Consider the following 14,860-nt stretch of genomic DNA (forward strand, 5'->3'; position numbering starts at 1 on the left):
GAGATTTACTACGACGATCAGGCCGACCTGTCGATCATCCAGGGGCGCCACGTGGCCGTGCTGGGGTACGGCAGCCAGGGCCACGCCCACGCGCTCTCCCTGCGTGACTCCGGCGTGGACGTGCGCGTCGGCCTGCCGGAGGGCTCCAAGAGCCGCGAGAAGGCCGAGAACGACGGCCTGCGCGTGCTCACGCCGTCGGAGGCGGTCGAGGAGGCCAACCTCACGATGATCCTCGCGCCGGACCACATCCAGCGCCACCTGTACGCCGAGCACGTCGCCCCGAACCTGGTCGAAGGGGACGCGCTGTTCTTCGGCCACGGCCTGAACATCCGCTACGGCCTCATCGAGGCTCCCGAGGGTGTGGACGTGTGCATGGTCGCGCCGAAGGGCCCTGGCCACCTCGTCCGCCGGCAGTTCGAGGCCGGGCGGGGCGTGCCGGTGCTGGTGGCCGTGGAGAAGGACGCCTCCGGTAAGGCGCTGGACCTGGCGCTCTCGTACGCGAAGGGCATCGGCGGCACGCGCGCCGGGGCGCTGCGCACGACGTTCACCGAGGAGACGGAGACGGACCTGTTCGGCGAGCAGGCCGTCCTGTGCGGTGGCGTGTCGGAGCTCATCAAGGCCGGGTTCGAGACGCTCATCGAGGCCGGATACCAGCCCGAGGTCGCGTACTTCGAGTGCCTGCACGAGATGAAGCTGATCGTCGACCTGATGTACGAGGGCGGCATCTCGAAGATGTACTGGTCGGTGTCGGACACGGCCGAGTACGGCGGCTACACCCGCGGGCCGCGCGTCATCACGCAGGAGACGCGCCAGGAGATGCGCCGCATCCTGGGCGAGATCCAGGACGGGACGTTCGCCCGGCAGCTCGTCGAGGAGTTCGACACGGGCCAGAAGGAGTTCACGCAGCACCGGGAGGAGCTGGCCGAGAACCCGATCGAGAAGACGGGCGCCAAGCTCCGCCCGATGATGAGCTGGCTCAAGGCGTAACCGGTTTCTTGGGGTACGGGTGGGGCAGGTGCGCCCCACCCGCTGCCTCGCTGGAGTGTGGGCCGGCCGGCCGTCTTCGAGCCGCCGGTGCGCGCCGAGGGCGAGCCGCTCGAAAGCGCTTTCACCGGAGCCCGTGTTTGTCCGCCCATTCCGCGATGGCCGTGGCGATCAAATGGGGATGGTCCTCGGGGTTGTGGTGGCCGGCGATCACGTCATGGTGGCTGATGTCGAGGCCGGCCATGTTGGCGGCGCACCAGTCGGTGAGCTCCCGGCCCATCATCGCCCCGGGTCCCGGGTTGAACGTGAGCAGCAGTTTGGGTACGTCCGCGCTGATCGCCAGCCACCTGTCGTACGCCTCGATCCTGGCCACGACGTCGGCCGGCTCGCCGCCCAGCGGCATCGAACGCGCCCATCGCAGCATCGGCAGGCGGCTCTCCCTGGTCGGGTACGGCCGGAGGTAGGCGTCGAGGTCGTCCTGGCTGATGGGGGTGGCGACGCTGCCGGGGAACCCCTGCTCGATCATCGCGTTGTCGTCGAGGATCATCGACTCGCCCACCCCCTCGGTCTTGATGGCCCGGAACAGCGGGCGCCCGCCCTCCGGGAACTCCCCCCAGGTCATCGGCTTGACGATGGTCTCGGTGAACGCGATGCCGCGCACCCGGTCGGGGTGGCGGGCGGCCCAGTCGAAGGCCAGGGCGCCGCCCCAGTCGTGCCCGATCAGCACGACCTGGTCCAAACCGAGCTCGTCGAACCAGGCGTCAAGGTAGCGCGCGTGGTCGGCGAATGTGTAGTCGATGGGCGGTTTGCCTGACTCGCCCATGCCGATCAGGTCGGGGGCCAGACGGCGGCCCGGGTCGCCGACGGCGGGCAGGATGTGCCGCCACAGGTGTGAGGAGGTCGGGTTGCCGTGCAGGAAGACCATCGGCGTGCCGGTGCCGAGCTCCCGGTAGAAGATCGTGGAGTCAAGTACGCGCTGGATGGGCATAGTAAGTCCTTCTTTAGAGGTTGAGGTTCATTGCGCGGGTCAGGATGCGGGCCAGGCCGGACGTACCGTCCCAGGTGAAGCGCACCGGCACCACGTGCGACGAGCCGTCGGGGCGGGCCGTAGTGAAGGTGGCCAGGTGCGGCCCGGCGAGGAAGCCCTCAACCGGGCGAGGCGGCGCGCTCATTGGAAGGCCGCGAGGTTGTGTGCGACCCAGTCGGCGAAGGTACGCGGTGCGCGGCCGAGGACGCGCTCGACGTCCGGGCTCACCTTCTGCTCGGCGGCCGTCGGATCGCCCAGGACGGTCAGGGTGCCGTCCACGACCGGTTCGGGCATGAATTGCAACATCTGCGCCTTGGCCTCCTCGCGGGTCTGCTCGACGAACCGCACCGGCTCACCCAGCGCAGCACCGATCGCCGCCGCCCGCTCCCGCGGCGTAGTCGGGGCGGGGCCGGTGAGCTCATAGGTACGAGCGGAGTGACCGTTCTCGCGAAGGACCGCGGACGCGACCTCGGCGATGTCGGCCGGGTCGATGGTCGGCAGGCCGACGTCGCCGAACGGTGCGGCGGCCGTACGCTCGGCGCGGATCGTGCCGGCCCAGGCGTAGGCGTTGGAGTCGAAGCCGCCCGGTCGCAGGATGGTCCAGTCGAGGCCGGAGCCGCGCACGGCGGCCTCGAACGCCGCGGGGTGACGGTAGAGGTGCGGCCTGGTCCCCGCACCCAGGGAGGACAACAACACGACCCGGCCGACACCGGCCTCCCTGGCCTGATGGAGGAGGGCTTCCGGATCGTCCCCGGCGACCAGCAGGAACATCGCGTCGGCTCCCTCCAGCGCATCCCGCAGACCGGCGGGATCCGCCAGATCACCTTGGCTCCACCGCGCTCCTGTCGGCATCGGCGTTGGTGCTGGTCGCCGGGAAACCGCAGTCACCTGCTCGCCCGCGGCGGCGAGCAGTCCGACCAGCTCGCGTCCGACGTTCCCCGTCGCACCGGTCACTACGATCATGAACTTCTCCTCAAAGTGAGTTGGCTGACTAACTTGAGGAACCGTAGCCCATGGGACGGCGCCATGTCTATAGTTAGTCAGGCAACTGACTCAGGCGCATGGGATCACCGCTCGGTCGACGTGTCGCCTTCCACCGGATGCGCGAGGCCGCGACGAGGAAGCATCTGAAATAGTCGCGCAAGATATATCGTTCGATATAGCATCCGACTCATGATGAACGCGCGACGCACCCCAGGCCCAGGAGGGCTGGGCCCCACAGGGCGCTTCTTCGGACCCGGCGAGCTCCGCCTGGCCATCCTCGCCCTGATCGCCGAGCAGCCCGGCCACGGCTACCAGGTCATGAGCCGCCTCGCCGACCGCTTCAACGGCACCTACGAGCCGAGTGCCGGCTCCATCTACCCCACCTTGCAACTGCTCGAAGACGAAGGTCTCGTACGCGTCGAGCCCGCCGACGGCCGCAAGGTCTACCACGTCACCGAGGAAGGCCGGCGGGCCGCCGACGAGCAGGCCGAGGAGATCGAGCGGCTCTGGGGCCGGGCGGCCAGCAGGGGCGAGTGGGGGATGTTCCGCGAGCCCGAGGCGGCCGAGATCATCGGCCCGGCGTTGCGCCTGGTCAAGGCCGCCGTGAAGACACTCGCCCACGCGCACGGCGACCCGAGGGTGGTCGAGCAGATCCAGGAGATCTTCGTGGACACCCGCCGCAGGATCGAGCGGCTGGACCCCAGGAGGCAGCGATCATGAGCCGGAGCATCGCTCGCCGCCTGCTCGACCGGATGTTCCTGGCGGGCGAGGTCGTCGAGGTCGAGCGGGTGACCTCCCGCATGCGGCGGGTCAGGATCGGGGGAGAGGCCCTCGCCGGGCTGAAATGGACGCCGGGCCAGCACGTACGCCTCTTCGTCGAGGGTGATGGCCTGCTGGGCGGCGTGTTGCGCACGTACTCGATCTGGGAGCACGACCCCTCCTGGGAGGCCGTCGATCTGATCGGGTACGACCACGGCGGAGACTCGCCCGGCACCTCGTGGATCAGGAACGCCAAGCCTGGCCAGGAGATCGCCTTCACCCGGCCGGACGGTGGCTTCGTGGTGCGGGAGGAGGCCCCGTACCACCTGTTCGCCGGGGAGGAGACGGCGTCGGTGGCGTTCGGCGCGATGTTGCGTTCCCTGCCGGAGGGCGAGCCGGCCTTCGGCGCCGTGGAGGCCGATGGGCCGGATGGCCATCTGGACCTGCCCGGGGAACTGGTCAGGGTGTGCAGGAAGGGCGCGTCGGCGGTCCGGTCCGAGGTCCTGGTGAACGCGGTCAGGGAGCTGGATCTGCCGGACGAGCCCGGCGTGGCCTACCTCGCGGGCGAGGCGCGCACGATCCAGGCCGTACGCGCCCACCTGGTCGGCGAACGTGGCTGGCAGCGCAGGGACGTGCGCACGAAGCCGTTCTGGACTCCGGGCAGGAAGGGGATGGACTGAAGCGTCGGCACGGTCGAGATCCGTGATAATAATACCGGTATAGTTATCGTTCGAGAGGCCGGGAGGGGCCGTGATCGAGTTCAAGACCGCCGGGGAGATCGATGCGATGCGGGAGGCGGGCCGGGTCGTCGCCGCCGTTCAGGCCGCGGTGCGGGAGCGGGCCGCCGTCGGGGTGTCGCTGAAGCAACTCGACGAGGTGGCCAGGATGGTCATCCAGGAGGCCGGGGCGGGGGCGTCGTTCCTCGGGTACCACCCGTCCTTCGGCGCCATGCCGTACCCGGGGGTGATCTGCACGTCGGTGAACGGGGTGATGTTGCACGGGCTGCCGACGCCGTACCGGTTGCGTGACGGTGACCTGCTGAGCGTCGACTGCGGTGCGTACATCGAGGGTTGGCACGCCGACGGCACGGTCAGCTTCGCCGTCGGGCACGCCCGCGCGGAGGACCTCAAACTGATCAGGGTCGCCGAGGAGACGCTCGCCGCGGGCATCGAGGCGGCGCTGCCCGGCGGCAGGATGGGGGACATCGGCCACGCCATGTCCACGGTCGGGCGCGGTGCGGGATACGGCATGCAGAACGACTTCGGCGGCCACGGCATCGGGCGGGCCATGCACGAGTCGCCGTACGTGCCCAACGAGGCCCGCAGCGGTCGCGGGCTGCGGCTGAGGCCCGGGCTGGTGATCGCGATCGAGCCGAGCCTGATGGCCGGAGGCGGCGACGGCTACTTCATGGCGGAGGATGGCTGGTCGGTGTGCTCGGGCGACGGCAGCAGGAGCGTGCACGTCGAGCACACGGTCGCCATCACCGCGGACGGCCCGGTCATCCTGACCCTGCCGTAGGCTCCCGAATCACGCCTCTCCGTGACAAAGCGCACCAGTTCGGGGCCTGGAAACGGGCTGCGCCACGGTTGTGCGGAGGTCAAGAATGGCAATTCCGTCCCCCAATCGCAAACGGCCGTTCCGTCAAGTACACCGATCTTCGGCATCGCTTCGCCCAGACGCTGTATTTATGCAGGTCAGGAGCGAAAATAGGGGTGTTTGTCAAACTTGGCGCCCGGGCAGATCATCCTCCGATAGCTACGGAGAGTAGTCGAGGGTTATCAGAGGAGAATCGAAATGTACAAACAAGGGCTCATCCTCGCCGGTGTCGTCGGCGGGATGGTCATGCTCGGCGGCCCCGCGCTCGCGGCGACACCTAGCATCACCGCCACGCAGGCGAACTCGGCCATCCTGCCCGGTCCAGGCAGCGACAGGGAAGACCCGGAGTTCGACTTCGGCGAGTGGAACAACTTCGGCGAGGACAACGACATCGTCGACGTCGACATCCTCAACCAGCTCCTCAAGTCTGTCCTGAGTGGCGGCTGAAAAGCGTTCTGAAGGGGCCCATCCGGCGAGGTGGGCCCCTTAATCATGTTCGTAGGCGAATGAGGCGTCGAAGGAGTCGCGGGCGATCCGGTCGAGCTGCGCGTCCGTCATCCCCGGCTCCCGCTGCAAGGCCACATAACCCCCGAAGTACGCGGGATCGTCCGAGTTGACGGTCACGACTAATCCCTCGTACAGCATCACGGCGGATACCCACCTCCGCCGAGTCCAGCCCCACCCCGATGAACCACTCCCGGTACGGCAGCGCCGCCCGCAACAGGTCGGCTCGCAGAGATGCGGGCCCGGCCGCGGTCCTATGTGCGGGGGGAGGCGCGGCCGGGCCCGCTGGGAAGGGAGCGCATGGGCGTGCGGTGGGAAACCGGCTCGGGTGGGGCCGGTGAAAGCCCGGCGCTCCCTGGTCTGGGAGCGGCGCTCTAATGGGCGCCGAAGTTCAATGCCGCCAGACTGCCGAGGCAGGCCAGTGCCTGGAGCTGTCCGCGCATTCTTGTCCTCCGGTTCGGGGCTCGACACTGCGTCGAATCCGAATTCTGGCCCGCCCGAGTCGGCTATGTCCGGAAATTTGAGGGCAAACTTGGAGCTCCAAGTGGCCGAATCGTCATGCGACCCGTCCCGAGCTCGGTAAACCACAGCGGCCCCCTGAGCGTCAGGGGGCCGCCGGGTCTCAGCGAGTCGCTAGCACTGCACGGGCTTGAGCCACGAGCACTCGAGGTCGCCCGCCGCGCCCTGATCCGTGGCGCGGAGCTGGACGGCGTCGGCGGTCGCGGTGGTGCGGGAGAACTGGGCGAGCCGGATGGCGATCTTGTCCTCGATGTCCTTGGGGGAGCCGGACAGGTACTGGTTCAGCATGATCGAGAAGACCAGCGGCTCGCCTTCGGCGCTCGTCACGTAACCGGACAACGCCGTCACCCCGGTCAGCGAACCCGTCTTGGCGTGCACGTTATTGGCGGCGGGCGTGTTCGGCATCCGGCTGCGCAGGGTGCCGCCGACGAAACGCTGGGAGTTGCCGGCGATGGGCAGGGCGTCGTACCAGGTCTTGAACCACGGCTTGGTCCGTACGGACGTCAGGAGCTGCACGATCGAGCCCGGCGAGAAGCCGTCCCGGCGCGACAGCCCGGACCCGTCACGCATGTTGATCACCTGCACCCCGTTGGCCCTGGCGAAGTCGGTGCTGACCTTGAGCCCGGCCGACCAGGTGCCCTGGTTCGCGGCCTTGCGTCCCATGGCCTTGGTGAGGATCTCGGCGTGGATGTTGTTGCTCAGCTTCAGGAACGGCACCAGCAACTCGCCCAGCGTCATCGACTCGTGCTTGGCCAGCTCCTTCGCACCGGAAGGAGCCGCCCCGGCGACAGTCGGCCCGAGCACCTTGACGCCGTGGGCGGCCAGCGACTTACGGAACAGCGAGGATACGTACGCCGTGGGGTCGTCGACGGCCACCCACTCCTGGTACGGGGCCGCCACCGTACCCGTGATCACGACCGTGCGCGTGCCGTGTTGCCGCTCGATGAGCACGTCGGTCGCCGAGCCCACGGTGGCCTTGTTGACGATCTTCAGGTAGTCGGTCTCCGGCGTGGTGGTCACCTTGACCTTGCCGCCGTCGGCCGCCACCGCGACGATCACCGAGCCCGCGTCGTAGTCCGTGTCGGGCGAGGCGGTCAGCGCGGAGATCGGCGCCGCGTAGTACGCGGTCTCGTCATCCCAGGCCCAGTCGTTGCCGAGCCGTTGCGCGTCGAACCAGGTGTCGTCGGCCACCAGCCTGCCCGTGACGACCTTGACGCCCGCCGCGGCCACCTCCTTGGCCAGCGCGTCGTAGTCGGCCGCCAGCATGGTCGGGTCACCGGTGCCGCGCAGCACCAGGTCGCCGGTCAGCACGGAGCCGACCTTGCGGCCGCCGTTCAGCACGGTGGTGGGGAACCGGTAGTCGAGCCCGAGCGTCTCCACCGCCGCGGCGGAGGTGAACAGCTTGGTGTTGGACGCGGGGATCAGCAGCTTGTCGGCGTCGGTGGCGTACAGCTCCTCGCCGGTCTGGGCGCTCTTGACCACGACGCCCGCCCTGGCGATCGTGAGCCGCGAGTCGGCGAGGATCTTGTTGAGGTCCTGGGTCAGGTCGGCCGCGCCCGCCGAGGGATCGAGCGCGACGGCCGGTGAGGAGGGGCTGGACGCCCACGCGAGGGCCGCGACGAGCGCGCCCGCGACGAGGGAGGCTGAGGTGCGCCGCATGGGGTCTCCAAAAGGCTGAGGGATCGCATGAGAGCATGGATCAGCGCAGTCAGCCTGTAATCCGCAAATATCCGTATTTATCGGGGCGTCAGAGCGACGGCTGTTGTGCGGTCAGCAGGAAGCCGCTGTCGCCGAACGAGATCTCGTCACCCGACCTGACCCGCACGGGCCCCACCAGCCGCCACCCGTTGAGCCGGGTGCCGTTGAGCGAGCCGAGATCGACCAGCATCCACCCGCCGCCGCCCTCGCGCCGCAGCTCGGCGTGCACCCGGGAGACCGTCAGGTCCGACAACACGAGATCGCACGCGGACCCCCGGCCCACCACGTAACGCAGCCGGTCGTCGTCCGGCAGGGCCAGCCGGGGCAGCCGCGGCCGCCGCCACGCCGACTGCAGCCTGGTGGTGAACTCCGACACCGACGCGACCGCGTCGGTCAACCGCTGCCTGAACGTCGGCCGCCGCGGCAGGTCGGCCACCAGCTCGTCGAGCTCGGACTGGTGTTGCGCCCGCAGCGCCTGGTCCACCCGGCCCACGAACGTGTCGTGCGAGATCCGGCCCTCCACGGCTCGGTCTCTGAGCTCGTCGATCGCACGGTCGCGTTCCCCGTCGGACGCGCGAAAGGGCGGGTGCGTGGAGCTCATGTAGCGAGTATCGGCCTGAACCGCGTTCCGTGTCCAGAATACGCGGATCGCGACGCTCTCCCGCCTGGAACGCGACGGCCTGGTCGCGCCCGGCGGCGTCGACGAGCAGGGCCGGGCCGTCTACACGATCACCGACACTGCGAGAGGTGACCCGGTGCACGGCCAGGCGCCCGCGCTGGTGGCCGGGCTGTTCACGCGGACGCGTCTGGTGCCGGCGCGCCGGGTGGCGTGAGGCGGTATTTCAGCGTCATCAGCACCGACAGGAAGATGATCAGCGCGGGGATCGTGGTCTGCCCGATGAGGACCGCGGTCACCGCGCTGTCCGGCTGCTCGACCGGTCGGCTCGGTTCGGACTCGACGAAGCCGGCCACCGACAGGATCACGCCGAAGATCAGCGCTCCGAACGAGCTGACGCCGCTCTCGATGGCCGTCCACAACCCGGTCAGCACGCCCGCCCGCCGTTTGCCGGTCTGCGCCGCGTCCACCGCGATCACATCCGCCAGCATCGAGAACAGCAGCAGTTCCACCCCCGCGATGCCCACGCCGACCAGCAGGATCATCACGTGCGCGTAGACGACGCCGAAGATCGGGGTGGCCATGGTCGCCGCCGTCCCGCCCCCGAACATGAGCGCGGCCAGGATCATCGCCCCGCGCTTGTCGAACCGCTTGGACAGCCGCACCCACAGCGGCATCGTCAGTAACATCGGGCCCACCAGCGCGGCGAACAACGTCTGTGTCGCCGTGGGCGTGCCGATGATGTAGGCGGCGAAGTACGGCGCCGCGGCCAGCATCATGCTCACGGCGAGCATCTGCGTGCAGGCCAGCGCGGTGATCCAGACGAACGCCGGGTTCCCCTTGATCGCGGCGAACTGCTCCCGCCACCCGCCCCTGTCGGCCTCGGGCGCGCCGGTCATCGGAGCGCGGGCGGTGCCGAAGAAGGAGCCGAACATCGAGACGAGCAGGATGACCGCGATCGTGACCGCCATCAGCCGGTAGCTGCCCAGCGTGCCGTTCCCGCCCTGGCTGGTGACGATGGCCGGCGCCAGCACCCCGCTGATCGCGGTGGCCGCGCCAATGAAGATCATCCGCCACTGCAGCAGCGACGTGCGCTCGTGGTAGTCGTGCGTCATCTCGCCGGGCATCGCCTTGTACGGCACCTCGAACAACGCGTACGCCGTCGCCGTCGCCATGAAGCACACCCCCACGTACAGGGCGGCGGGCACCCCCGTCAGCGGCGGCCCGGCGAACACCAGGAAGAACGCGATCGGCAACGTGCAGGCGCCCGCCAGCAACCAGGGCCGCCGCGGGCCCAGCCGCGAACGGGTCCGGTCCGACCAGCGGCCGACCAGCGGGTTGATGATCAGGTCCCAGACCTTGGGCGCGGTCACGACCACCCCGGCCAGCCACGCGGGCACGGCCAGGAAATTGGTCATGTAGTACAGCAGGAGCAGCCCGGGCACGGCGTTCACCGTCGCCGTGCAGAAGGACCCCACGCCGTAGCCGAGGCGCACGCCCCTGGAGACCGTGGGCGTGGTCACCGCCGGTGCGATCATGCCCTTATTGAAGCCGAGCGAGCGCTTGTCCGATAGGGCCCAGTTCTCCGCTCATGCGGCGAAGGGCCCGTTACCGGGTCAGTCGCTCACGTCGGCGCACACCACGTGCGCACCGATCTCGATCATCCGGCGCTCGCTGCGCGTGTCCGCCACCCTGGCCATGAGGATCGGCGCCCCCGAGGCCGCGAACTGCGGCAGCCGGGCGCGCACCAGCCGGTGCAGATCGCGTACGACGTCCTCGGCGGCCGACATGTGCACCTTCACGTGCAGCATGATCCCGGGCGCCCCGGACGCCGTGCGGGCCTCGGAGATCCACACATGGTGCACCAGCGGGAAGTCCATGAGCAGGTACGAGATGGCCTGCCGCAGCGCGGGCAGGATCGGATGCGTGCACCGCCGGTACCCGGGGTCCACCTGCTGCATGGGCCCCGACAGGTGCGGCCGGGGTGCGGGCACCCACGGCAGCGCGGGCGCCTCCGGGCTCGGCGGCGCCACCTGGGCCAGCGCGGCGCCCCGCGACACGGTGGCCATGGCACCCGTCGCGTAGGCGGCCGGCACCGCCCCGGACAGGACGGGCGTAGGCCCGCTACGCGTCGAGGTGAGGAACCGCTGGAGATCGTCGATGGGCACGGCCGCGGCGGCTGGTCCGGCCGCGTCGATCACGATCTCCCGCACGCCGGTGACGCGCTGGATGTCCAGGATGGTGTCGGCGTCGCACGCCGACAGGGAATGACTGCCGCGGTGCCTGGCATAGGTAGCAGGGCCGGTGTAACCGAGCAGCACCCGGTCACCGGCTTGGGTCGTCCCGAGGACGACTGAGCGATCTGGTCGCACTGCCACCAGGACTCCACCGTCGGCGAGAGCGCCCAGCAGGCGGTGAGGCGTGCCATGCTGTGCGAGCACGTCGGCAAGCGCAGGATTCCCGATGCTCATATGACGAACCCTAAGTACTCGGCCACGGCTTATCAGGCTAATGGCGAATAAATGTCCCGATCAAGACAAAGATGGCCGCGGAGTGGATGAGTTTGCCTACCGCTGGGTACGGCGGGACCCGTCTCACATCGTGGGTCTCTCGTGAAAGCGTTCACAAGCCACGGATACACTCTGTGGGACCGCCGGGGGATCCGTGGACGTGTCCCCCGAAGCCCGCAGCATGTCCCTAAGGATCCACACCAGTGAACAAGCCCGTCGTTCTGGTCGCAGAGGAGCTGTCCGAAGCCGGCCTCGCCGTACTCGGTGCTGATTTCGAGGTCCGCCACACCGACGGCGCCGACCGTTCCCAGCTGCTCCCCGCTCTCGCGGACGTGGACGCGCTGATCGTCCGCTCCGCCACGCAGGTCGACGCCGAGGCCGTCGCCGCCGCGCCCAAGCTGCGCGTCGTCGCCCGCGCCGGCGTCGGCCTCGACAACGTCGACGTCGGTTCCGCCACCAAGGCCGGTGTCATGGTGGTCAACGCCCCGACCTCCAACATCACCAGCGCCGCCGAGCAGACCATCGCCCTCATCCTGGCCAGCGCGCGCAACACGGCCCAGGCCCACGCCGCGCTGAAGAACGGTGAGTGGAAGCGTTCCAAGTACACCGGGGTCGAGCTCGACGAGAAGGTCGTCGGCATCCTCGGGCTCGGCAAGATCGGCCAGCTCGTGGCCCAGCGGCTGCAGCCGTTCGGCGTCGAGCTGATCGCCTACGACCCCTACCTGCCGCCGGCCCGCGCCGCGCAGATGGGCGTCAAGCTGCTCAGCCTCGAAGAGGTGCTCAAGCAGGCCGACTTCATCACCGTTCACCTGCCCAAGTCCAAGGAGACGATCGGGCTCATCGGTGACAGGGAGCTGCACGCGGTCAAGCCGTCCGTACGCATCGTCAACGTCGCCCGCGGCGGCATCGTGGACGAGGGCGCGCTCTACTCGGCGATCAAGGAGGGGCGCGTCGCGGGGGCGGGTCTCGACGTGTTCGCCAAGGAGCCGTGCACCGACAGCCCCCTGTTCGAGCTGGACCAGGTCGTCGTCACGCCGCACCTGGGCGCCTCCACGCACGAGGCCCAGGAGAAGGCCGGCACCCAGGTCGCGCGCAGCGTGAAGCTGGCGCTCGCGGGCGAGTTCGTACCCGACGCCGTCAACGTGCAGGGCGGGGCGGTGGCCGAGGACGTCAAGCCTGGCCTGCCGCTGGCGGAGAAGCTGGGCCGGGTGTTCACCGCGCTGGCCGGCGAGGTCGCCACCAAGCTCGACGTCGAGGTGCGCGGCGAGATCGCCTCCCACGACGTGCGGGTGATCGAGCTGGCGGCGCTCAAGGGCGTGTTCGCCGGCGTGATCGAGGAGCAGGTCACCTACGTCAACGCGCCGCTGCTGGCCAAGGACCGCGGCGTCACCGTCGAGCTGGTGACCAGCTCCGAGAGCCCCGACTGGCGCAACGTGGTGACCGTGCGCGGCCTGCTCGCCGACGGCCGCCAGGTCTCGGTCTCGGGTACGCTCTCCGGCCCTCGCCAGATCACGAAGATCGTCGAGGTCAACGGCTACGAGATGGAGATCGAGCCGACGGCCCACCTGGCGTTCTTCACCTACACCGACCGTCCCGGCATCGTCGGCGTGGTCGGCCGGCTCCTCGGCGAGCACGGCATCAACATCGCCTCGATGCAGGTGGCCCGCGACGTCAAGGGCGGCAAGGCGCTCATCGCGCTGACCGTCGACTCGGCGATCCCGGCCGACGTGATCGAGCAGATCGTGGCCGAGATCGGCGCTGAGAGCGGCCGCTCGGTGGACCTGGAGGACTGACCTTTCGGTTTGTAGGGGCCGCCACCTGGATCGTTCCGGGTGGCGGCCTTTTTGTTGTCTCAGGATGCGAGATACTAGGACATCCAACGAGATGGCTCGGGTACTGTTGTTGGAAATGCGCCAGGTTCTCGTACTTATTACCTGCCGCGGCGGGGCCTGTTAGGGCAGGTCGACGACTCGCCGCGGTGAGCGGCGTTGCGTCGGCCAGTAAGCCCCTTTCGTCCGGTCCGTGATCCGGACCACGAGATCAGGCCCGGTCGGGTTCGCGACCGGGATCCGACTTCCCAGTGGAACGCGCCCGCGAAACGAGATGAGTCACATGTACGAGATGTATGTCTGGAACCGTGCCGAGGAGCACGAGGACGAGGCCGCCGAGGCCCTGCAGACCGCGCTGGACCGCCGGGACAACGGCGGCGCGCCTCAGAATTCCAGCCGGTAGAACACGGCCGTCCGCTTCATCCCCGGCAGAGCCTTGACGATCCAGGCCGAGACCCGGTGCGGGATCGACAACCGGTCGAACCCGTCGATGTCGAACGCGCTCACCGCGTCGACGCAGCGCAACCTCGGATGGATCTTCTCCAGATCCTGTGGGCCGTCGATCCCCCAGTAGAGCGTGGCCCCGGCCTTCTGGACAGGCTTGTTGAGCTTCTGCAGCCGGAGTCCGAACGAGCTGAGCGCGTCGAAGACGAACTGGCCGCTGGGAAACCGGTCCACGATCGCCCGCAGGAGCCCCTGGCCCTCGGCGGGGTCGAGGTAGTAGAGCAGGCCCTCGGCGACGACCAGCACGGGAGCGTCGTCGGGGACCTGCTCCAGCCATTTCAGGTCGGTGACCGATGAGCCGATCATGGAGTAGCCGGGCCGCTCGGGGAACAGGCGGCCACGCAGGTCGATGACCTCGGGGTAGTCCACGTCGTACCAGCGCACGGTGGGCGGCGGGGCCAGCCGGTGGACGCGGGTGTCGAGCCCGCAGCCCAGGTGGAGCACGGTGGCCGCCGGCTGCCGGGCCAGGAACTCCCTGGCCCAGTTGTCGATGAACCGGGCCCTGAGCGCGACCGCCGGGGCGGTGCGGGTGGTGATCCCCGTCTTGGTGAAGTCGTGGTCGATCCGCTCGACCGCCTCCGCGGCCAGCTCGTCGCCGAGGATCGGCTGCCGCGATCTCGCGTCGAGCGCCCTGCCGTACAGGGTGGCGAGGAGCGTGGCCTTCTCCCCGGTGAGGTGCACCTTCTCGGGTGGCATACACACCACGCTACGGCAGCGGCCCCGCGACGGCTCGCGGGGCCGCTTTCCTGGTCAGAGGATGGCGGTGAGCATCGACGGGGGAGGGGTGCGGCGTTGCTCGGACCAGAGTCGTACGCCCTTGGGGTCGGGCCGTACGGCGCCCACGAACGCGTCCCTGCGCCAGTCCGAGAGCTTCTCCTCCTTGACCACGTCCCCGGTGTGGGGCGCGTGCACCATGTAACCGGGTTTGGAGATCATCCCCACGTGCCCGAGATTGCTGAAGAAGACCAGGTCGCCGGGCTTGAGGTGATCCCAGGAGATCTTCCTGGAGAACGCGTTGTACTGCTCCGCCGCGGTACGCGGCAACTCGATCCCCGCGTCCTCGTAGGCCCTGAGCATGAGCCCGGAGCAGTCGTACCCCTGGTCGCTGGTCCCGCCCCAGACGTACGGGATGCCGCGCTTGTGCAGGGCGAAGTCGAGGGCGACCTTCCAGGCGGGCGTGGGCGCCTGCTTCTGCTGGATGCGTTTGACCTGGGGGCCGGTCAGGGTGGTCGGTCCATCGTGGGAGGTGGGTTGGGGGGAGGTGGCGTGGGCTGGGGTGGCCAGAGTGAGGCCGGCGGCGGCTGCCACCAGGAAAATGGCGATGCGAGAC

15 protein-coding genes and 1 pseudogene are annotated in these 14,860 nt (G+C 69.2%); 6 read left to right on the forward strand and 10 right to left on the reverse strand.

Annotation, left to right across the window (positions count from 1 at the left end):
- Positions 1-3: 3 nt before the first annotated feature.
- Complete coding sequence (gene ilvC, locus ACFLIM_RS15625; protein ID WP_393166202.1) at positions 4-987, forward strand: ketol-acid reductoisomerase; 984 nt, start codon at positions 4-6, stop codon at positions 985-987.
- Positions 988-1,108: 121 nt separating this feature from the next.
- On the opposite strand, the pseudogene ACFLIM_RS15630 reads toward ilvC, so the two are convergent.
- The 3 genes and pseudogenes from ACFLIM_RS15630 to ACFLIM_RS15640 form a co-directional block, all read right to left on the reverse strand.
- Positions 1,109-1,975, reverse strand: a pseudogene (locus ACFLIM_RS15630) (haloalkane dehalogenase); the annotation flags it as partial.
- 10 nt (positions 1,976-1,985) lie between these two features.
- Positions 1,986-2,156: a pyridoxamine 5'-phosphate oxidase family protein gene (locus ACFLIM_RS15635; RefSeq protein WP_393165826.1), complete on the reverse strand. Its 171-nt coding sequence runs from the start codon at positions 2,154-2,156 to the stop codon at positions 1,986-1,988.
- Positions 2,153-2,974, reverse strand: coding sequence for an NAD(P)H-binding protein (locus tag ACFLIM_RS15640; protein ID WP_393165828.1), 822 nt, complete (start codon positions 2,972-2,974; stop codon positions 2,153-2,155). The genes ACFLIM_RS15635 and ACFLIM_RS15640 overlap by 4 nt, the downstream gene beginning before the upstream one ends.
- 210 nt (positions 2,975-3,184) lie before the next feature.
- Here ACFLIM_RS15640 and ACFLIM_RS15645 point away from each other — a divergent pair, with 210 nt between their 5' ends.
- The 4 genes from ACFLIM_RS15645 (at position 3,185) to ACFLIM_RS15660 (ending at position 5,797) form a co-directional block, all read left to right on the forward strand.
- Entirely contained in the window at positions 3,185-3,715 is a 531-nt protein-coding gene (locus ACFLIM_RS15645) for a PadR family transcriptional regulator (protein WP_393165830.1), read from the forward strand.
- Complete coding sequence (locus ACFLIM_RS15650; RefSeq protein ID WP_393165831.1) at positions 3,712-4,434, forward strand: siderophore-interacting protein; 723 nt, start codon at positions 3,712-3,714, stop codon at positions 4,432-4,434. Before ACFLIM_RS15645 ends, ACFLIM_RS15650 begins: the two co-directional genes overlap by 4 nt.
- 70 nt (positions 4,435-4,504) lie before the next feature.
- A complete protein-coding gene (map, locus tag ACFLIM_RS15655; protein ID WP_393165834.1) occupies positions 4,505-5,272 on the forward strand; it encodes a type I methionyl aminopeptidase in 768 nt (255 codons plus the stop codon).
- 276 nt (positions 5,273-5,548) lie between these two features.
- Positions 5,549-5,797 carry a hypothetical protein gene (locus ACFLIM_RS15660; protein ID WP_393165836.1) on the forward strand — a complete coding sequence of 83 codons (249 nt, stop codon included), beginning with the start codon at positions 5,549-5,551 and terminating at the stop codon, positions 5,795-5,797.
- Between the two features lie 39 nt (positions 5,798-5,836).
- Here the strand turns inward: ACFLIM_RS15660 and ACFLIM_RS15665 are convergent, their stop codons facing one another.
- From ACFLIM_RS15665 to ACFLIM_RS15685, 5 genes are all read right to left on the reverse strand, one after another.
- On the reverse strand, positions 5,837-5,974 hold the full coding sequence (locus ACFLIM_RS15665) for a hypothetical protein (protein ID WP_393165838.1): 138 nt from the start codon (positions 5,972-5,974) through the stop codon (positions 5,837-5,839).
- A gap of 513 nt (positions 5,975-6,487) precedes the next feature.
- Positions 6,488-8,032, reverse strand: coding sequence for a D-alanyl-D-alanine carboxypeptidase/D-alanyl-D-alanine endopeptidase (dacB, locus tag ACFLIM_RS15670; RefSeq protein WP_393165840.1), 1,545 nt, complete (start codon positions 8,030-8,032; stop codon positions 6,488-6,490).
- Between the two features lie 88 nt (positions 8,033-8,120).
- Positions 8,121-8,672: an FHA domain-containing protein gene (locus ACFLIM_RS15675; RefSeq protein WP_393165842.1), complete on the reverse strand. Its 552-nt coding sequence runs from the start codon at positions 8,670-8,672 to the stop codon at positions 8,121-8,123.
- A 191-nt stretch (positions 8,673-8,863) separates the two neighbouring features.
- Positions 8,864-10,225 carry an MFS transporter gene (locus ACFLIM_RS15680; protein ID WP_393165844.1) on the reverse strand — a complete coding sequence of 454 codons (1,362 nt, stop codon included), beginning with the start codon at positions 10,223-10,225 and terminating at the stop codon, positions 8,864-8,866.
- 78 nt (positions 10,226-10,303) lie between these two features.
- Complete coding sequence (locus ACFLIM_RS15685; RefSeq protein WP_393165846.1) at positions 10,304-11,158, reverse strand: hypothetical protein; 855 nt, start codon at positions 11,156-11,158, stop codon at positions 10,304-10,306.
- 242 nt (positions 11,159-11,400) lie between these two features.
- Here ACFLIM_RS15685 and serA point away from each other — a divergent pair, with 242 nt between their 5' ends.
- Positions 11,401-12,990, forward strand: coding sequence for a phosphoglycerate dehydrogenase (gene serA, locus ACFLIM_RS15690; protein WP_393165848.1), 1,590 nt, complete (start codon positions 11,401-11,403; stop codon positions 12,988-12,990).
- Positions 12,991-13,410: 420 nt separating this feature from the next.
- Here serA and ACFLIM_RS15695 read toward each other — a convergent pair whose 3' ends face one another.
- Together ACFLIM_RS15695 and ACFLIM_RS15700 are read right to left on the reverse strand one after the other, a co-directional pair.
- A complete protein-coding gene (locus ACFLIM_RS15695; RefSeq protein ID WP_393165850.1) occupies positions 13,411-14,226 on the reverse strand; it encodes a class I SAM-dependent methyltransferase in 816 nt (271 codons plus the stop codon).
- A 54-nt stretch (positions 14,227-14,280) separates the two neighbouring features.
- Entirely contained in the window at positions 14,281-14,838 is a 558-nt protein-coding gene (locus ACFLIM_RS15700; RefSeq protein ID WP_393165852.1) for a C40 family peptidase, read from the reverse strand.
- Between the last annotated feature and the right edge of the window lie 22 nt (positions 14,839-14,860).

Source organism: Nonomuraea marmarensis, from assembly GCF_043197025.1.
Lineage (GTDB): Bacteria > Actinomycetota > Actinomycetes > Streptosporangiales > Streptosporangiaceae > Nonomuraea > Nonomuraea marmarensis.